General features: G+C 57.0%; 15 protein-coding genes, 1 tRNA gene and 1 riboswitch. Of the genes, 7 read left to right on the top strand and 9 right to left on the bottom strand.

All coding sequences use genetic code 11. From position 1 onward, the window contains the following. Nucleotides 1-91 precede the first annotated feature (91 nt). Together IE102_RS17255 and IE102_RS17250 are read left to right on the top strand one after the other, a co-directional pair. Nucleotides 92-1294: a pentapeptide repeat-containing protein gene (locus IE102_RS17255; RefSeq protein ID WP_189489087.1), complete on the top strand. Its 1203-nt coding sequence runs from the start codon at nucleotides 92-94 to the stop codon at nucleotides 1292-1294. Nucleotides 1295-1343: 49 nt separating this feature from the next. After that, a riboswitch (SAM-I-IV-variant riboswitch) is annotated at nucleotides 1344-1451 on the top strand. A 46-nt stretch (nucleotides 1452-1497) separates the two neighbouring features. Next, nucleotides 1498-2529: a threonine aldolase family protein gene (locus IE102_RS17250; protein ID WP_189489086.1), complete on the top strand. Its 1032-nt coding sequence runs from the start codon at nucleotides 1498-1500 to the stop codon at nucleotides 2527-2529. Nucleotides 2530-2622: 93 nt separating this feature from the next. Here the strand turns inward: IE102_RS17250 and IE102_RS17245 are convergent, their stop codons facing one another. The 6 genes from IE102_RS17245 to IE102_RS17220 form a co-directional block, all read right to left on the bottom strand. Continuing rightward, the gene (locus IE102_RS17245; protein WP_229807853.1) at nucleotides 2623-3708 is read right to left on the bottom strand and encodes a magnesium transporter CorA family protein; all 1086 of its coding nucleotides are present in this window, start codon (nucleotides 3706-3708) and stop codon (nucleotides 2623-2625) included. 64 nt (nucleotides 3709-3772) lie between these two features. Next, complete coding sequence (locus IE102_RS17240) at nucleotides 3773-4645, bottom strand: CHAP domain-containing protein (RefSeq protein ID WP_229807852.1); 873 nt, start codon at nucleotides 4643-4645, stop codon at nucleotides 3773-3775. A gap of 261 nt (nucleotides 4646-4906) precedes the next feature. Next, nucleotides 4907-6007, bottom strand: a complete 1101-nt coding sequence (locus IE102_RS17235; protein WP_189489084.1) for an acyltransferase family protein — start codon at nucleotides 6005-6007, stop codon at nucleotides 4907-4909. A gap of 106 nt (nucleotides 6008-6113) precedes the next feature. After that, nucleotides 6114-6500: a YdbL family probable chaperone protein gene (locus IE102_RS17230; RefSeq protein ID WP_229807851.1), complete on the bottom strand. Its 387-nt coding sequence runs from the start codon at nucleotides 6498-6500 to the stop codon at nucleotides 6114-6116. A gap of 28 nt (nucleotides 6501-6528) precedes the next feature. Continuing rightward, on the bottom strand, nucleotides 6529-6717 hold the full coding sequence (locus IE102_RS17225; RefSeq protein ID WP_189489082.1) for a YnbE family lipoprotein: 189 nt from the start codon (nucleotides 6715-6717) through the stop codon (nucleotides 6529-6531). A 148-nt stretch (nucleotides 6718-6865) separates the two neighbouring features. Beyond that, nucleotides 6866-10408 (bottom strand): intermembrane phospholipid transport protein YdbH family protein, encoded by a 3543-nt coding sequence (locus IE102_RS17220; RefSeq protein ID WP_189489079.1) that lies wholly within the window; start codon nucleotides 10406-10408, stop codon nucleotides 6866-6868. A 614-nt stretch (nucleotides 10409-11022) separates the two neighbouring features. Between IE102_RS17220 and IE102_RS17215 the strand changes: the two genes are divergently transcribed. Continuing rightward, nucleotides 11023-12489, top strand: coding sequence for a M23 family metallopeptidase (locus tag IE102_RS17215; RefSeq protein WP_229807850.1), 1467 nt, complete (start codon nucleotides 11023-11025; stop codon nucleotides 12487-12489). Nucleotides 12490-12583: 94 nt separating this feature from the next. Beyond that, a complete protein-coding gene (locus IE102_RS17210; RefSeq protein WP_189489077.1) occupies nucleotides 12584-13084 on the top strand; it encodes a hypothetical protein in 501 nt (166 codons plus the stop codon). 119 nt (nucleotides 13085-13203) lie between these two features. On the opposite strand, the gene IE102_RS17205 is transcribed toward IE102_RS17210, so the two are convergent. Further along, entirely contained in the window at nucleotides 13204-14220 is a 1017-nt protein-coding gene (locus IE102_RS17205; protein WP_189489075.1) for a 2'-deoxycytidine 5'-triphosphate deaminase, read from the bottom strand. A gap of 122 nt (nucleotides 14221-14342) precedes the next feature. Between IE102_RS17205 and apaG the strand changes: the two genes are divergently transcribed. Beyond that, nucleotides 14343-14753, top strand: coding sequence for a Co2+/Mg2+ efflux facilitator ApaG/CorD (gene apaG, locus IE102_RS17200; RefSeq protein ID WP_189489073.1), 411 nt, complete (start codon nucleotides 14343-14345; stop codon nucleotides 14751-14753). 184 nt (nucleotides 14754-14937) lie between these two features. On the opposite strand, the gene gcrA is transcribed toward apaG, so the two are convergent. Beyond that, nucleotides 14938-15462 (bottom strand): cell cycle sigma 70 cofactor GcrA, encoded by a 525-nt coding sequence (gcrA, locus tag IE102_RS17195; protein ID WP_189489063.1) that lies wholly within the window; start codon nucleotides 15460-15462, stop codon nucleotides 14938-14940. Between the two features lie 531 nt (nucleotides 15463-15993). Between gcrA and IE102_RS17190 the strand changes: the two genes are divergently transcribed. Continuing rightward, nucleotides 15994-16701 (top strand): BglII/BstYI family type II restriction endonuclease, encoded by a 708-nt coding sequence (locus IE102_RS17190; protein ID WP_189489062.1) that lies wholly within the window; start codon nucleotides 15994-15996, stop codon nucleotides 16699-16701. Here the strand turns inward: IE102_RS17190 and IE102_RS17185 are convergent. Next, nucleotides 16691-17623 carry a DNA-methyltransferase gene (locus IE102_RS17185; RefSeq protein WP_189489060.1) on the bottom strand — a complete coding sequence of 311 codons (933 nt, stop codon included), beginning with the start codon at nucleotides 17621-17623 and terminating at the stop codon, nucleotides 16691-16693. The two genes, IE102_RS17190 and IE102_RS17185, sit on opposite strands and share 11 nt — an antisense overlap. Nucleotides 17624-18122: 499 nt before the next feature. Here IE102_RS17185 and IE102_RS17180 point away from each other — a divergent pair. Further along, a tRNA-Gly gene (locus IE102_RS17180) sits at nucleotides 18123-18196 on the top strand. Nucleotides 18197-18395: the final 199 nt, after the last annotated feature.

Below are 18395 nucleotides of genomic sequence, written 5' to 3'. Positions count from 1 at the left end.
TGAGAAGATTTTTTCTTAGTGCCTATATCTGGTACGGAAGCTGTGATCACTTAGGTCATGGCCAGCCGCTCACCTCTCTAAGAAGGCCTCCATGCCCTCGGCCGTTACCCTGCAAACCCTTGATGCGGCGGCGCTTCGCCATACGCTGGATCTGCACCAGCGCTATAAAGCCTGTCAGGCCGGTGGTCAGGTGGCTAACCTCAGCTATATCGACCTGACCGGCATGAACCTCGAAGGGGTTGACCTGTCCGATGCCATTCTGACCGGGGCCTGTCTTTATGACGCCGTGCTGCGCGATGTGAATTTTATGCGCGCCAATCTGTATGGGGCTGACCTGCGCAATGCCGATCTGCGCTTTGCCAATCTGGACCGCTCCGACCTGCGTGGGGCCTGTTTGCGCGGGGCCAATCTGACCGGGGCCAGCCTGATCCGCTGCGATCTGCGCGAAGGTCAGATTGCGTTCAAGGATGATAAGGCAGGCCTGCGCCTGATGAAGCATCAGGTGCGCCCCGGTGAACTTGACTATGCTATCTTAAGCGGTGCTGATCTGACCGGCGCGCGCATGAATGGGGCGCTGGCGGTTTCTACTGATTTCCGCGATGCCAATTTGTCAGGGGCGGTATTGTCCCATGCCAAGCTGCGTAAGGCATCGCTCGACGGCGCTAATCTGTCCGGGGCTAATCTGTCGGCGGCAGATCTAACCGGCGCGTCCTTGAGAAACGCCGTCATGTCAGGCGCCAATACCGCCGGATACAATATCTCCGAGGCCGACTTAAGTGGTGTTTTGACTACCCCGGTTGCGGTCTATATCGATAATGAACCGCTGGATGCCCTGATCAGCGAGCACGAATTATGGTGCGTAACCAGTGGCGCGCAAGGCTCCACCACCCGCTTTGCCGGACTCGACTTCCGTGCAGTCGCTGATATGAAAAAGCGCAACCTGACCGCCGTCGATGCGCAAGGGGCGGTGTTTTACGGTCTGGATATGACCGGTGCCCAGCTTCAGGGGGCGAACCTTTCCGGTGCCGACCTGCGCCGCTGCGACTTAAGCCATGCCGACCTGCGTGGGGCGCGGCTGATGCGGACGCGGATGCAACATTGCAACCTGACCGCCGCCAAATTGGGACCGCTGATGCTGGGGGTCGATAAGATGCTGCGCACCGACCTTACCGGAGCCAACCTCAGTCATGCCGACCTAAGCTGCGCCGATTTCACGCGCGCCAAGATGATGGAAACCGTGCTCGATTATGTCCGTGACGACGGCTGTAATTTCTCCCTAGCTGAACGGGAGTAATGACTGAACGAGAGTAGTTGCATCCGCATCTAAAACAGTGCTAAGGCACTGCCTGCATCAAGAGTTGGGCCGACGCCTGACACCAACCTGCTCATCCGGCAAGGTGGTGCCCTCGACCTGGGGGGATGTGGCCTGACCGGCAATTAACGGAGTCACAGCCACACGTCGTTTCGCTCTTTTAATATTAAGAAAGGGCGCTTAACATGGCCAATATTCCGCAACAATTCGCCAGCGACAACTATGCCGGCATCTGCCCCGAAGCCTGGGCTGCCCTGCAAGCCGCCAATGACGGGTCGTCCGTGGCCTATGGCAATGACGACTGGACGATCCGCGCCGCCGATGGCCTGCGCGCCCTGTTTGAGTCTGACGCCCAGGTCTTTTTCGCCTTTAACGGCACGGCGGCCAATTCGCTGGCGCTGGCGTCCCTGTGCCAGTCCTACCACAGCGTCATCTGCTCCTCGTCAGCCCACGTTGAAACCGATGAATGTGGCGCCCCGGAGTTTTTCTCCAACGGCTCAAAACTGTTGGTCGCCCCTACTCCGGACGGCAAGCTGACACCACAGGCGATCCGGGATCTGGCCATCAGCCGCTCCGACATCCACTTCCCCAAGCCGCGCGTGGTGACGGTCACCCAGCCAACCGAAACCGGCCTTGTCTACACGCCTGACGAATTGAAGGCCATATCGGCGACCTGCCGCGAACTGGGGCTGAAACTGCACATGGATGGGGCGCGCTTTGCCCATGCCTGCGCGACGCTTGACTGCGCGCCGGCTGATATCACCTGGCGGGCCGGGGTCGATGTCCTGTGCTTTGGCGGCACCAAGAATGGTATGGCGGTAGGGGAAGCGGTCCTGTTTTTTGACACGGCCCTGTCGGAGGATTTTGGCTACCGCTGCAAGCAGGCCGGACAACTGGCCTCCAAGATGCGCTTTCTGGCCGCCCCGTGGGTCGGGATGCTGGAGAGCGGCGCGTGGCTTAAAAACGCGCAGCATGGCAATGCCTGCGCAAAGCGGCTGGCGGCACAGATTGAGCCGCTAACTGGCGTCGGACTGATGTTCCCGGTCGAGGCCAATGCGGTGTTTCTGCGCGCGCCGGAGGCTGTGTTGCAAGGCCTGCGCGATCGCGGTTGGCTGTTCTACACCTTCATCGGCGGGGGCGCGCGGTTCATGTTCGCGTGGGACGCCAAGGTGGAGCGCATCGACGAGCTGGCCGCCGATATTCGGTCTTTAGTTTAGGGTTGAATGATTTTTGACGAAATCATTCAACTCAAGCCGCCATTGAGGCGGCGGCCAAGGTGGCGGAGCCACCGCCCGGCGAGGGACTAAAAATCATAACCAGCCCTTATACTTAAACCATATCATCGGCAGCACCGCCGACAGTACCATTGCCCCAATCGCCAGCGGATAGGCCACGGCCACATGCAGTTCCGGCATGTGCTCGAAGTTCATGCCATAGATGCTGGCGATCAGGGTCGGCGGCAGAAAGGCCGCTGACGCCACCGATACGATCTTGATGATCGAGTTCTGTTCGATGTTAATCAGGCCCATGGCCGCTTCCTGCAGATAGGTGATATTGCCGGTCACATAGCCGGCATGGTCGGTCAGGGACTGGGCGTCTTCGTGCAGGGAGCGCAGACGGGCGCGAAACACTTCAAGCTCAGTCGCATCGCCGCTGACCTGATCATCGCTCAGCAACAACCCATAGGAAAACAGGCGCTGAAACGACAAAAGACTATCCCTCAGCTTGGCGATATCATTCTGATGCCGCCCCATCTGGCGCAGCAGCTTATCCAGCCCGCGATTAGCCTTGGTGGCAAAAATCTGCGTCGAGATATCATCAACACCGGCAGAGACCTTTTCAACCAGATCGGCGGTGCGGTCGATCAGCACATCCAGCAGATTGGTCAGGGTCATGGCCGCACTGTCGCACAAGGCCGGGGATCGGCTGATCTTATCGGAGAAAATGCGAAACGACTGCGGGTCGATATAGCGCACCGTCACCAGACGTTCGCGCAGCAGGGCAAAGGTTACCGGCCCGCTTTGCAGGTGCGGCTGGCCGCCAAAATAAGCGACCTGAGCGGTCATGAACACCGCCCCGTCTTCGGTATAGAGCCGCGAAGAGGTCTCGATCTCGTTCATGTCCTCACGGGTCGGAATGCCGACACCGAGCGCACCTTCGACAAACAGTTCTTCATCGCGCGTGGGGTTGTGCAGATCAAGCCAGGTCATGGCGTCATCAATATCGCACCAGGCCGAGCCCGCCCCCTGCTGCGGCTCCAGGGCGATCATCTCCTCGACCTCGCGGCCATGATCGATGGCGGCGCGCCGGTCTTCGGCGGGCACATCCCCAAAGGATTTGATGACCGCCAGATGTCCGTCTTCGGAATCGTGGACGCGGCTATAGATTTTCAGCATGACTTTACCTCAACGGCGTGAGGTAAACATGATTTGCGCACAATTTGGAGAGTTGGTTACCGCTTTAAGCGGCTTTTTTCGCGTCAGCCTTGGCGGACTTTACAGACGCAACCTTTTTGTCGGTCTTTGTTTTATCGGCTTTTGTGTCAGACGCCGGTTTAGCCGTGCTCTTGTCCGCCAGTTTTTTGGACGCCGATTTGGTGTCGGCCTTCTTGGCGTCAGATTTCTTGGACGCGGTTTCGGACTTCACCACCGCCTTGGTTTTCATCGCGGCAGGTTTATCGGATTTTTTGACCGGAATGGTCGGCGCGTCGATCAGATTAGCGGCCAGAAGTTTGGCTTCAATGGCGCGGGTGTCGACCTTTTCGATCGCTTTCTTTTCGGCGACCTTGGCGTCATTGGCCTTGATGACCGCATAGGGCACCGGCGCAGTGTTGGCCTCAGCCTTATCGCCCGTAAAGGTCTCGGCAATCGAAGCCGTCAGGCTCTGGCCGATGTTCTGGCCTTTTTGGGCGGCCGCATAGATAAAGCCATAGGTCGGATAGACCGAGGTGCCCAGATCGTTGATCGGCCCGTACCATACCTTAACCTTGGACCAGTCGCCCTTATCCGAAACATCAACCACGGTGACGTCTTTTTCGACCTGACCTCTGCGGCCATTGATCGGTGACCAGTTGGCGTGGGTGATCTGAATGATGCGGTCGGTGACCACCTGTGAGACGACGGCGACGTGGCCGACCCGCATCTTACCCGTGGGCTGGAACACCAGAACGGCGCCCGCCTGCGGAGCCTGTCCTTTGTCGTATTTGCCGGAAGCTTTTTCCCACCAGGTCCAGGCATCGCCGAAAATCTGCATGCCGGTGATCGAGCGGGCGAAGGTGACGCATTGCCAGTAGGGCGATTTCTCAGCCGCCTGAGCCATCGGGGCGGCAGCCATTACGCCTGCGCACACCATAGCCAAACCGGCCTTAATTACTCGCGATACCTTAAATGCCTGCAACGCCTCACTCCACGGTAGTTAATCCAGTCGCGCATCTGATCCAAAAACCGCACTACACTTTTTGGGACGCGCTTTAACACTCTGTGTCTTTGATACATCACATAAAATATTTTACAAATACTTTATGACTATCAAATGGGGAAAAGGTTAATTTTTATGAATAAACCCTTAACCGGACACCGCTCTAAGCCATAAAGCTTACTTCGACGTGCCTTGCAGGCGATAGTTGAGGCGATAACGCACCCCGTCACCGATGTGGCGCACGACGTTACGCATCGGATTTTCGACCACATGGTGGGCCAGCATGGCGATGGGGATAATGGCCACAAATCCGCCCAGCCACCACATCAGCGGCAATGACTCTTCGCTGCCCAAAATCATGCCCGCGGCCTTGGTAAACACCCACTTCCACGGCACATAGACCATGTACATGGCAAAGCTGACATTGCCGAGATAGACCAGAACACGGTTCGACATAATCCCTTTACCGTCTGCCGTGGCCAGCCCGCCGACCGATAGGATCAGCCCGCCAAGCGCCAGCACAACCAGCGCATCCGAGGTCATCAGCGCGGCTGCGCCCAAAATCACCGCCAGAGATACCGCTACGCCGCCAAGGGCCACGGCTTTGGATTCTACTGCTCCTGCCCGCCACGCCAGATACACGGCACAGCCCAGCGCAAAACACGGCACGATCCGCAAAGCACCCCACATAAAGGTCGCACTGGTCAGACGGAACCCGGCCAAGGCTTCAAACGCCCAGTAAAGGATAGTCAGAAACGCTGCCGCCAAGGCCACCGCGACGACGGGCCTTGATCTCAAGCCCCAGGTCACACTGGCAAAGACCGGAAACAAAAGGTAAGCGAACCATTCCGCCGAAATCGACCATGACGGGTGATTCCATGACGCTTCGGGGGCCAGCCCCCACGCATGGACCATGAAAATCTGTGCCGGCAGCGACGCCCACGACGCCACATGGCTGTCGAGCGTCAGCCCATTGACCGCCGCCGCCATCACCAGCGCCAGGGTGAACAGAAGGGTTGCGATATGCAGCGGATAGATGCGCGCCAGCCGGTTGACGATGAATTGCCCATACTGAAACTTACCCGTCCCAAAGCTTTCCAGATAGACATGGCACAGGATAAAGCCCGACAGGATGAAGAACAGATCGACCCCCAGATAGCCGCGCGCAATGATCCACAACGGGGCGGCGCCTTGCAGCAGCGGCCAGTAGCTGAACAGGATAACCCAGACGGCAGCAAAAAAGCGCAGGCTGGTCAGTGGTTTGAGATAATCGGACACGGCATTCTACCTGTTTCGTTTAGATGCCCGTTTTAACCCAAACCCATGAAAAAACCCTGAAGCGGTTAAGCTTCAGGGTTAAATCATCGGATTTCTCAGCAAAAAATTACTTCTGCTTCCAGGCGCCAGAAGCGTCTTTGTAATACTCACCGGCCTTGAGTTTCGGCATAATGACGCTGGAGAAGGTCGCCGCCCCCGCGGCAGCCACCGGCACATTGTTCTTGGCAGCGGCTTCGGCATAGACCTTGGCGCGACCAGCATTGATTTCCTCAACCGCGGCCTTGGTGGCCGCATCACCGGATTTGACAAAACCGAGATAACCGTCGGATTGCTCACCCACGACACCGGCGGCCTTGGCGGCATCAACGGTGGCCTTAGCCGCGGCCTGAGCGAAAGCGGCAGACGGCGACGCCATATTGATGGCCACACCCGCGGCCATCATACCTGTGGCGGCCATCATCGCCGCCGTAACGGAAAACACTGTTTTTTTCATGATAGGTCTCACTTTGAAGGGCGCGAAATTAGAAGAGGTTAGGGTTTTGCTGAACCAGAGCCTTGGCGTCTTCGTCAAGGCTGATGCGGACATCGTGGTCGAGCTTGGCATAGATCGAAATCGGGGCGACCTCGACCCGAACGGTCGGGACGCAGGCGGCAAACACCGGCGCGATCAGCACCAGTAATGCGAGAGGCTTAAGGCCTTTGTGGGTCATGACGAATACTCCGTTTCAAAGGCTCTCGGCCTTATCATGAATGTCTTATATGATTTGCAGTCTGAACCCAAGCTGAACAAATGTGCTCAAGGAGCGCAGCGTTAGCACAAAATAAAAATGCTCAAGGAGCGTACGGGGCCGCGACGCCTTACTTCAACCCCGCCTTTTGCGCCTCAAACGCCATCAGGTCATCCAGCACCTGATCGAGGTTGAGCGTCATATCGAGATTAAGATCAACCCCGGTATCTGACGGCAGGTTTATCGGCTTATCAAACAGACGTCCGCGCAGCACATCCGCATAGCTTACGCGCGCTTCCTGTTTTTTGGGCGGATCATAGCGGCCCTTGATCTTGAAGTTAAAGCCCAGGCGGCCGTTTTCAAGGCTGTTGATCGTGGCTGACATATCGCTGTAGGCCATGTTTTCCAGCGCCTGATAGGCCATGCCTTCGACGACTTTTGAGGCATCGGCGGGCGAAGGGGCCACTTCCTGCGGCGCGTCGGTCGTCACGCCACCCGATGAGGCCACGCCCTGCAACGCGGCGCGCTGGATCGACAGACGCCCCGGCCCGTCGCCTTTTAGTTCGCCTTGCGCAAAGTGGACACGGTTGCCGTTGATTTCAAACGGCATGCGGCCCGTGACCGTGCCTTCGAACTTCATATCGCGGCCCAGATCGGTGGCGGCGATAATCTTACCGAAATCAAGCTCGCTGAAGGTCAGTGCGCCCTTGATCGGCACATTTTCCGCCAGTGGCACATCCATGGGCTCAAGACCGAACTGCCCCCCCGGCGACATGGCGGTGGCGGCCGCAAGCGAAAGGTGATCGCCCAGGAACTGCACCGAGGTATTGATGTCGGTCAGCGGCACGGCAGTCGTCAGTGAGGCCACACTGATGATCTGACCTGGCGGCGTCATCAGGGGCGACAGGCTGGTGAATTCGACGTCGCCGCGCAAATCCTGCGCCTTACCCAGAGGTCCTTCAAAATCGATGTCGTTCAGGCGCAGACGGCCCTGACTGGTAGGCGTTCCCGTGCGCGACCAGTCAAAGCGGCCATCAAAGGTGGCCGAGCCCGTCACATTCTTGGTAGCGACCGTCGCCACCTGCGGGGTCAGGTCAATCGGTTGCAGGCCATCCGGCGCAAACACCATGTCGCCGGTGCTGATCAGGGCATAGCCGTCATCGCTGCGGGCATCCTGCACGATGTCGATGCGCGCCAGATCACCGGGGGCGCGTTCGCGCACCACCGGATTAAGCGGCTTTACCCCCAGCCGTCCGGTCATGCGGACGGCGTCCTGATCGAGCTTACCGGCCAGCGTCACCGGATTAAAGCGGGTCTTAGCCGCCGTATCATGGGCCTCGGCCGCCGCGACGGTTATGCGGAACCCGGCGCCATTGGCCGCGCCCGATTTGGTCGAAAAGGCATTGAAACGGCCCTTGGCATTGGTCACGCGCGCTTCATAATCCGGCGCGTTCAATTTCAGCTCATCAAAGGCCCCGGCCGACTGCCACTGACCGTTTTCCAGGGTGAGGATCGGCGCTTCGGTAGCGCAGATGCTGGCCGTCAGCCCTTCCAGCCGCCCGCCGATATCCGCGCGCGCCGCGCTAAACGGCATACAGTCATCCAGCACAAAGTGGGTGCGCCCGCCCGCAACCGTAAAGCGGCCAGTCGCCTTGGTTTCGGCTGAGGTCACCGGGGCGAAGTTGAATTTGGCATCCGCCGCCAGTTTGCCGCTCAGCTCGCCACTGGCCCCAAAGCCCATATCGCTGAGGAAGGCATTCACTTCGGGCAAATCTTCGCCCTCAAGTTTTACCCCAAAAGCGGCGCGATCCGCACTGGCTATCAGAGGCCGCGCCCCGTCCGGCGTCAGGGTCAGTTTACCGCCCGACGCCGGGGTCACGGTAATCGGCGTTTTGGTGCGGACATCAAAGGCAGCCGGCTTACCCGCCGCCCCGTCCAGCTTGATCGAAATGTCATTGGCCTCAAGGCTAAAGGCCTGCGCGGCGGCCTGTAGCGCCAGAACGGCATCAGACTTAATTGGGGCCACCGGCACCGGCGGGGGATCGGTGTTGACCGGGTCAGGATAGACCACGGCCTGAAGATCCTTACGGCGCATCTGCGCCATCTCATCAAGCCCTTTGTAGCTGCCGTGACGGCTGTTGAGGCTGGTCTTGATCGCGGCGGTCCAGGCCGACGCGTCATTTTCAGCCGCGCCATTAAGTCCGGTTTCAGCCCTGGCATTGCCGCTCACCGTCATATTGACCCGGTCGAGCGACAGGTCAGCCGCCACCATGCGCCCGGCATAGGCGCTACCCTTAAAGCTGATGTCGGATTCGGTCCCCGCCATATGCAGGGCCACCTTTTCAAGGTCGGCGCGAGCATTACTGACTTCAATCCCGTCCTGACGGTAAAGGCCGATGCGCGCCTGCAGCGGCCCGTCGATCCAGACATGGGCACCACCCTGATCAGGGTTCTCAGCCGTGGGGGTTTTGGACGAATGGGCGAAACTGAGATTTAGACTTGAGGCATCCAGATAGACATCGCGCCCGAACATCGCCCCTTGCGTGACCGACTGTGCCCGCCCCTGAAAGCGCGACTGGCCCTCAAGGCGGGTTTCATCGCGCTCAAAACTCAAAGCCGCCAGAATGGAGGCATCGGCGGTTACGCCTTTTAAGGCAGTGTCACCGGTGTTCAGCTCATCCGCCGCCACCTTCATGTGCGTTTCTAACGGGCCTGAAAACTCCGCCAGCGGTGAGGCCTTGAGGTTAGCCGCCTGCTCTAGCTGGCGATACGGCAGGTTGGAGGTCAGTTCAAGCCGCACACCTTTGAGGCGGGTCACGGCTCCCGCCTTATCCGGCTTCATCTCCCAGGCATCGGCGACAAATTTGCCTTCGACCTTAAGGCCGTCACCGACCGAGCGGGCCTTGATAAAGCCGTCGCTTAAAGTGCCCTCCCCCAGCGGCCCGCTCAGACGGGTCGAGGGGATGTTGAGATTAAGCGCCTGCAACCGTCCGGCCTGCATCTGGACGCGGCCGGTGGCATTGATGGTGCCGTAGTCGGTCTTAAGCCGCACCACCGCATTTTCAATCAGGACTTCGCCGGGAGCCTCGCCCTTATTGGACGGCGACGACAATATGCTCTGGATCAGCGGATCGAGCGAACCAAAGTCCAGCCCCTTAGCGGTCAGCGCCAGAGCGATTTCCGGCTTGGTCAGGTGGATGCGCTTAAAGCGCGCCATCGGCTTACCCTGACCGGCAAACAGGTTCAGGTCGTAATCAATGCGGAAATCATTGAGGATCACATCCGGCGATGTCGCCTTGCCCAACCGGATCGAGCCTTCGGCATGATCAAGCCCCAGACGCCCGATCTTAAGCTCGGAATCTATCTGCTGCGACCGCAGCCACCCTTGCGCGATTTCGCGGGCGATTTCCTTGCGGGCCACGACGGCGGCCACGCCAATGGCCGCGACCCCGCACAAGGTAAGCCCGATGATTTGCCCGGCCTTACCGGCCCCCGACTTAGGCGGGCGACCATTGCCGCCACCCTTTTTGGCTTTTTTGGCCGGACGTCCCTTTTCGCCGCCACCGGCCTTGGCATCGCCGCTGACCACGCGCGAAAACGTACCCAGCGTCGACGTGCGCACCGGGAACATCAATTCATCGTTTTGATCAGCGGTCGGATCAGTGGGCGTCAAGAGGCGGGCTCAAACTAAAAGGGAAACAATGGCGGTCGAAAAATGTGAAGACGACGCAAAAAATAATTTGATCATCATCCATAGGTCATTATGGCACATATATTGGTAAAAATTATGGACACATCACCGCATTTCGCACAAGAGGCGCGAATTCCCCCCAAACCCTTGCAGGAAATGATCGCCATTGGCGAATTCTTTGCCGTTTCGTTATAAATTTTAAATGCTTAAAGCATCACTTATCAACAGATCGGTGCTCAGCGCCCAAAGCCCCTGCACTATGCGTATACCCTTTTTTAACAAAATTTAAGGGCGATCTTAATCTTAATCGGCTAAAAAGCGCCCTTCGTTGTTGCCTTCGCGACTGCGGTATGCTTGATCTTAACCCAAGTTTTCGGGCCTCACTTTGGCCCTATTTCGGCGTAAACAGGATGGCACGGAAATTGTAGCTGAGTTTTCAAGCTTCACGACTCAGGCTTTTTCGCTCATAAAGAGCGTCTGTAATGAGACAGATCCGTAATATCCGCACGACTATAACCTTTAAGACTGCCGGGCCCTTATGGGTTCATCTGTAAGTTTTAGTATCGTTTGTCTTTTTTAGTGTTTGACGGGGACTGATGGCTCAACTCGATCCACGCCGACAGCCAGTACGCTTAACGCCCATGGTCTTTGCGACCGTGGCGGCCCTCACGGTGGGCACCTTGATCTGGCGCGTTTTTCAGCCGACACCGGGCATATTGCCGGGTATGGCCCTTGATCCGGGCGCCGTTATGGCGCTGGAAACCGAAGCCTATGCGGTAGCGTCTGCACGACCCGGTTTTGACCAGCCGGAGCAGGTCGCCATTCTGGTTCGCTCAGGTGAGACCCTCTCCCAAGCTATTGCCCGCACCGGCGTAGCCCCGGCTGACGCTCAGGCCGCCGTTAATCTGTTGTCGCAAGCCTTTGATGTCGTCAATGTCCGCGCCGGCATGTCCATTCAGGCGGCCATCGCCAAACCGGCCCTCGGCTCTGGCCAACCCGCTCAGCTTTTGGGCCTGACGACCCGCACCGGCCCTGCCAAACAACTGACCCTGACCACCAGCCATGACGGCGCCATGCGCCTGCGGGTGCTGGAAGAAAACGTGCGTGATGAACGCCGCGTGGCCATTGGCACCATCGACGGCTCACTGTTTACCTCGGCCGCAGCGCTTGGGGCGACACCGGCGGTCACCAATAATGTCATGAAGCTGTTCGCCCATAAGCTCGATTTCGAGCGCGACATCAAGGCGGGAGACACCTTTAAGCTTATCTTCGACCGTAAGGTGACCGAAAGCGGTCGCACAGTTGAGACCGGTAAGCTTTTGTACGCTGAAATCGAAGCCAAGGGCGGCATCAACCGCTTCTACAGCTTTCAGCGCGCGGGTGAAAAAGACGCCCAGTATTTCGATGAAACGGGCAAGAACATCCGCGGTTTCCTGCTGGCCACGCCAGTTGATGGCGCGCGAACCTCTTCGGGCTTTGGCGTACGCCGCCACCCGGTTCTGGGCTTCATGAAGATGCATACCGGCGTTGACTTTGCTGCCGGTTCCGGCACGCCGATTGTTGCCGCCGGTGACGGTGTGGTTCAGGATGCCAAGTGGTGGGGCGGTTATGGCCGCTGGGTGCGTGTGCGCCACACCGGCGACTGGCAAACCGGCTACGCCCACATGTCGCGCATCGCCGTGCAACCGGGTCAGCGCGTCAAGCAGGGTCAGATCATCGGTTATGTCGGCTCAACCGGCCGCTCAACCGGCCCGCACCTGCACTTCGAAGTCTGGTACAAGAACCGCCCGATTAACCCCAAGGACGCCAAGGTTCCGCAAGGCACTATCCTGGGCGGCAAAGAGCTTCAGGCCTTCATGGCCCGCAAGCGTGAAATCGACACCATGATCGCCATGGCCGACATAAAGCGCGGCGACGAAAAGCAGGCTCTGGCCATGAACAGCCCGGCAAAGTCCGCGCCTGTGGCCGCAGCCCCTACGCCGGTCACTCTGGTCAGCCATGAGCGCATCAAAACCTATGCCGCGCTGAAACCGGCCCTGTCATCGACCCGCGGGATGAATTAAGCCGCGAAATCGTTTTAACGTAATAGGATTTTTAGTTCCTTTGGTTTTAGTCTAAGGCATCATATGTCTGGCTATTAACCAAGGGAGCTGCGCGGTGTTTAATTTCTCCGAGAAAATCAGCGAATTAAAATCCTCGATCCTCTACATCGTGTTTTTGGCGGGCAGTTTGCTGATCGGGCTGACCTGGTTGAGCATCGGCCTTTATAACGCGCTCAAGCTGTGGATCGGTACGCCGTGGAGTTCGTTTGTTCTGGCCCTGATCATGCTGGTGCCGGTGATCATACATCTGCTGGTCAAGGCCTTTTCGCCTGATCGCCCCACTAAAGCCAACACCTTGAGCAGTCAAGCCCGCCCCGCCGTCGATCCGTCCGGCGCATTACTATCCCAGATTATGGGCGCGGTCGCCGGTCAATCTACCATAGTGGTGACCGTCGTCACCTTGCTGGCCAGCTTTATCGCGGTGCGCTTTCCGTCGTTTCTGGGCATGTTCGCTCAGGTGGTCACAGCCTTTATCGACGACATGAAACTGCGCCCCACGGCTGCGGCCACACCCCGCAAACCCCGCCGCAAAACAGCCGCTGACACAGAAGAATAAAGGCCCCCAATTCGAGGAAAAGCCTGAATTTTGGATGCAGTATTAGGCATTAAAACGGGGCTGTATATGAATACAGCCCCGTTTTAATAACGACATAATGCGCCAAAAGGCAGAGCTTTTTACCAGGGTTTGAAGTGTTTGGAGAGTTTGAGCCCCTGCCCCTGATAGTGAGAGCCACGCTGTCCGTAAAGCTCCACCGGACGCGCGATCAGCGGCTCATAGACCAGCCGCGCCACGGTCTGCTCATCTTCCAGCAGGAACGGCGTTTCGTGGCAGCGCACCTCCAGCACCCCGCGGGAGCCAGCAGCCTGCGCCTCTTCGGTGCCAAAGCCCGGATCGAAGAAACCGGCATAGTGGACGCGGAATTCGCCGACACTGGGATCGATCGGCAGCATTTCGGCGGCTTCCATGACCGGGATCACGACGGCGGTTTTGGACGCCAATATGTAGAACTCACCCGGATCGAGCAAAAGCTGGCCCTTATTCTGGTACAAGGGCTCCCAGAAATCGCGCGGATCATGGCCATCGACATTATCAAGGTCGATCACCCCGGCGTGCCTGCGGGCGCGGTAGCCAACGAGGTCTCCGGTCAGATCGACACCACAGTCGGAAGTATAAAGCTTGGGCACCGTCCCGCGCTTGACCCGAAGCTGGTTCAGGCGGGTGCCGGTGCGGGCCAAAACGGAGAAAGTTTGCGGCGCGATTTCGACATAGATCGGCCCGCTATAGCCTTCGCGCACGTCATCAAAGGCATCGGAATAGTCCGACAGCAGGCGCACAAACACATCGCAGCGGCCGGTCGAGGATTTCGGATTGGCGCGCGCACTCAGGCCCTGCGGCAGGTTCAGGCTTTCCTGTAGCTCGGCGATGTAGACGCAACCGGCTTCAAACACCGCCCCCTTAGACAGATCCATCTCATGCATGACGACATCGCTGAGGCGCTCCATGACCGTGCGCTTACGCGGCAGGTAGGATGCCCGCACCCGCCAGGCGCGCGTGCCCAGACGCAGGTCGATGCTGGCGGGCTGAATCTGGTCGCCATCAAGGGCTGAGGCGCTCAGGACAACACCCTGATCCACCAGTTCCGACAGGGTTTGCAGGGGCAGGATGCCGTGGGCGGCAGGCGTAAGCGTCATGGGTGTCTCAACTTTATGGGGGGCTTGTTTACGACATTTTTGGGGACACGCAAACCGAAGTTTAAAGCCAAATCCGCAATGACGGGCTTTAAATCATCCCCGAAGCTGTTTAGATTAAGGCCATGATCTATGAAGCCGTCAGTCAGGGCATACGCATCAGCGTCGAGGTGGAATATATCCCGCCCGAAGACGACCTTCCCGCCACGTCGCGGCGACCGCGCGCCTATGTCTGGGCCTATCACATCATCATCGACAATGAACGCGGCGACCGGGTTCAGCTTAAGACCCGGCACTGGACGATCATGGACGGGCTGGGCCGGATTGAAATCGTCGAAGGCGACGGCGTGGTCGGTCAACAGCCGATACTGGAACCGCAGGAAAGCTATAGCTACTCCTCCGGCTGTCCGCTGCCGACGCCGTCAGGGTCGATGAGCGGCTATTACATGTTCGAGGACGAGAACGGCAAACCGCTCAAGGTCACCATCCCGACCTTCTCGCTCGACCTGCCCGAAGCCCGCCGTATCCTTAACTAAACTGCATCCTGAATTAAAAAACCCCACTGTTACCAGCGGGGCTTTGAATCTCAATCATACCCTGACTGAGATCGTGAGATTTGACCGGGCGGCCGGTGCCGTCCAGTGATAGCCGACAAGCGCCGCAGGTACACTAAGTACCTGCCAGCGCAGACTGCGTATCAATAGGCCAAAGACCGCGATCTCAGAGGTAGCGGCGGAGTGAGCGGGACAAATCCACCCCGTCCTTTTTCTTCTTTTGCTGCGGCTGGTAGGCCACGCGTGAATGCTCGACGCAGTAAGGAATACCGTCATCGGCTCTGCGGCCGCAGAAGGTGAATTCATCGGATGACGGATCACCGATCGGCCACTTGCACATCTTGGCGCCGAGGGTCAGCACGGTGGCTGTGCCAGGGCCTTCCACCAGCGGAACGATCGGCAGGGTTGGCGCCTGACGGACGGCAACGACCGGTTCAACGCGGCGGACAGGCGTTGCCTGCGCCTGCGGACGGGCGGCTTCTGGGGCCGCTGCCCGTGGCGGCTTGGCGGGCTTATAGAGCGGACGGGCCGGTTGCGACGGTGCGGCACGGCCCGACAGGCCCAGGCGATGCACCTTGCCGATCACGGCATTACGGGTGACGCCGCCCAGTTGTTTGGCGATCTGGCTGGCGGAATGACCTTCCTGCCAGAGCTTCTTGAGTGTTTCCACGCGTTCGTCTGTCCAGCTCATATTCTAGCCTCCCATTCCCCGTGCAACAGGGGATACCAACCACAAGATATAGACCCCGACCATAGGAAGTTCTTCCCGGCCATCTACATATCGTAAACAAATCGTTAAAAACCGCAATATTTAGTGGCGATAAGCCACAGCTCTGTCCACATGATTCTATATGTGGTGTTCGCCTGTGGATAATGCTTAACAAGATGTTAATTCCCGCAGCAGGTGATCTTTCACCCTGCGCAACAATTTGCTAACGCCCCGATTCCCTAAATGAGCGTCATCGCGTCGTGGCGTCCGCTTAAGTGCAAACCTGCGGATAGTCCGTTTTAGGGCTTTGAGTCTGACGGCGATTACGCATCGCCTTGAGGCATTGTCGATCAGTGGTGCGTCACCTGCATAGCACAAGAAATGTTTCAGGTGCTCGTTCGAAATCTAACCCTTGAATCTTGAGCGCTCCGGCGGACTCATGCCACCCTGCTATCCAATTTTATAATTGAGGTAGGGCGATGTTAGAGATCCTAACGTCGATGAAGCGGTTCAATGAGATGTCTTCGTACATTAGTGCTTTTTGACAAAGGCAATATCAGCAGCTCAGAAAGCTGGCGATCTGTTTATGAGGGCTATTCGCGATCAATTCAGCGTATAGATTTCCCTGAAGGCAGTGGCGCCCTGACGCTTCGACGGAAACGACGCCTCAACAGCGGACAATTTGAACGCAATGGCGTGAAGTATCTGCAAAGTCGGTTTCTGAAAAATATGAGAGACGATGAAGGATGGCAACCTGAAGGAGTTGTAGAGCTTGCTCGCGACCGTCATCAGCCACCCTTAAAATTGTATCCTGAAGGCATAGATTTCATCGAACCGATAGCTTCGGACTTCGGTGGATTCGATCTATACCTGAGATCAGACGATGGTTTTCGGGTCGCAATCGAATGGGAGACTGGCAATATCTCATCTTCCCATCGGAGCATGAACAAGCTTTCAATTTCAATCAAGGCTGGCCTTGTGGATGCAGGCGTACTGATTGTTCCCAGTCGTGCGTTTTATGAGCACTTGACCGATCGAGTAGGTAATATCGGTGAGTTGTCAGGCTATCTCGAAATGTGGGCGGGATTAGGAGCCAGTATCCCTCGCGGAATGCTGGCGATATCTGTCGTTGAGCACGACTCTTTGACCGATGACCTGACTGTTCCCTATCTTCCAAGGGGAGATGATGGGCGAGCAAAGGAGGGACGGGCTAAGCTATAGCCGCCACGCCCGTATCAGTATTGCAGGCGCACTCGTCGTCCACTTCTCCATTAACTCGATAGGCACTAGGTAGCGGGATTCCAGATTTCTTGCGGTGCAAAAGATCCGCTTTGGTGAATAATACATTCTTGTTTTTATGAATGTCTTCCAAATGAATTTTGTCGCCGTCAAGATCCTTAAACCTTGCGATGATTGTCTGGCAGTCCAATTCCGAGCCAACCCATCGTCTGCCATTGAGTTCTGCGGCGATATAGGTTGTGCCCGAGCCGCCGAAAGGATCAAACACCAAGTCGCCGGGATCTGATGCCATGTTAACAATTCTATCCATTAGCTTGAGAGACAAGGCGTTCGCGTCGCGTTTCTTGTATTTCGCGTGACGGACTGGAGGGATATCTGTCCAGACATCAGATAAGTTTACCCCGAGTGGGTTCATCTTGTCTTTGTAGCCGCCGTAATCCCTTAGCTCTCCCCCGCAATGCCTGCAACAAGGTGTTGGGATACGGTCTGGATGAAAGCTTGAGGGCTTACTTCCCTTTACATAATATAGAAGACTGTAGTGAGAAGGATACAGCCTTCCCCTTATTGGCAAGGAGTACTTGATGTCGACCGAAATCCAATGTCGAAATGTCATATGCGAATTCAGATGCGCAGCAAGGTGAACGTTCCACTTGGGAATATTCCATACGAATAGCGAACCGCCTGGTTTTAACACGCGTACCATTTCGTTGAGCCATCGATGGCACCATGAAACATAGGCTTCGTCGCTTAGGTTATCATTTATACCCGAGCTATAATCTTTACCTAGATTAAACGGTGGGTCCGCAAACGCCAAGTCCACGGTCTCGTCAGACATACCACGCATGACCTCTAAACAATCGCCTTCGTGAATTTGTCCAAGGGCTGTTTGAAAAACTGGTTTCATTTTGTGAATCTACAGAGGCTTTTTGTCAGGGGCAATCGTTATGCCGAACTAAATTCATAGCGCCTCGAATGCCTATACCCCTATGAGGCGTATCTAAATCCCACGCCATGTGTCTCATTTGGGTTAACGCCGTATTTTGGGGACGTTACGGTCTCAGGGTTGTAAACCTTATGAGACATTTAAATGACCTTAGTTGCCTATAACTCAACTAAAAAGCCGCTTTTAGTTTATGTTGATGAAGAAGGACATACGAAGTGGCTACGGTTGAACGATCTCAGGGCACTTTCGCAACGCACCTTATGGCCTTACCGAAGCACCGCCTCACGGATAGAGAGATTAGCAAGGTTATGGGCTGGAGCGAGAAACAAGTCGCATAAATTCGTCGTCGCTATGTTGACGATGCCGCTATCGTTGTGGCACTAGGCAAGGGTCTGGCGAACATAGCTGTAAATCAATGTGCAAACTGAGGTGGCAGCAAATGCGGCAAACCCTTACAGATGCGGGTGTAGCTCAATGGTAGAGCAGCAGCTTCCCAAGCTGACAACGAGGGTTCGATTCCCTTCACCCGCTCCAATCACGCAATTCCCGACAATTTATCGTTCAAGATCAATGAGAAGGCTCTAAGCCCCTCTTTTTTTGACGGTTATTGTGCCACCAGATTGTGCCACCCAGACAGTTTCTCATCGTTCGCAAACCCTTATCCTAAAAGGGTTGGATGAGGTGCCCCTAGAATTGTAGACGCTTTGCTCGTTATAAAACGGAAGCAAGGAGA

It is taken from the genome of Asticcacaulis endophyticus (assembly GCF_014652575.1).
GTDB lineage: Bacteria > Pseudomonadota > Alphaproteobacteria > Caulobacterales > Caulobacteraceae > Asticcacaulis > Asticcacaulis endophyticus.
This window is presented reverse-complemented; position numbering and strand designations above follow the sequence as displayed.

Coding starts and splice junctions, on each gene's coding strand:
- IE102_RS17255 (WP_189489087.1), top strand. CDS start 92: ATGCCCTCGGCCGTTACCCTGCAAACCCTTGATGCGGCGGCGCTTCGC.
- IE102_RS17250 (WP_189489086.1), top strand. CDS start 1,498: ATGGCCAATATTCCGCAACAATTCGCCAGCGACAACTATGCCGGCATC.
- IE102_RS17245 (WP_229807853.1), bottom strand. CDS start 3,708: ATGCTGAAAATCTATAGCCGCGTCCACGATTCCGAAGACGGACATCTG.
- IE102_RS17240 (WP_229807852.1), bottom strand. CDS start 4,645: ATGGCTGCCGCCCCGATGGCTCAGGCGGCTGAGAAATCGCCCTACTGG.
- IE102_RS17230 (WP_229807851.1), bottom strand. CDS start 6,500: ATGAAAAAAACAGTGTTTTCCGTTACGGCGGCGATGATGGCCGCCACA.
- IE102_RS17225 (WP_189489082.1), bottom strand. CDS start 6,717: ATGACCCACAAAGGCCTTAAGCCTCTCGCATTACTGGTGCTGATCGCG.
- IE102_RS17215 (WP_229807850.1), top strand. CDS start 11,023: ATGGCTCAACTCGATCCACGCCGACAGCCAGTACGCTTAACGCCCATG.
- IE102_RS17205 (WP_189489075.1), bottom strand. CDS start 14,220: ATGACGCTTACGCCTGCCGCCCACGGCATCCTGCCCCTGCAAACCCTG.
- apaG (WP_189489073.1), top strand. CDS start 14,343: ATGATCTATGAAGCCGTCAGTCAGGGCATACGCATCAGCGTCGAGGTG.
- gcrA (WP_189489063.1), bottom strand. CDS start 15,462: ATGAGCTGGACAGACGAACGCGTGGAAACACTCAAGAAGCTCTGGCAG.
- IE102_RS17190 (WP_189489062.1), top strand. CDS start 15,994: ATGAGATGTCTTCGTACATTAGTGCTTTTTGACAAAGGCAATATCAGC.
- IE102_RS17185 (WP_189489060.1), bottom strand. CDS start 17,623: ATGAAACCAGTTTTTCAAACAGCCCTTGGACAAATTCACGAAGGCGAT.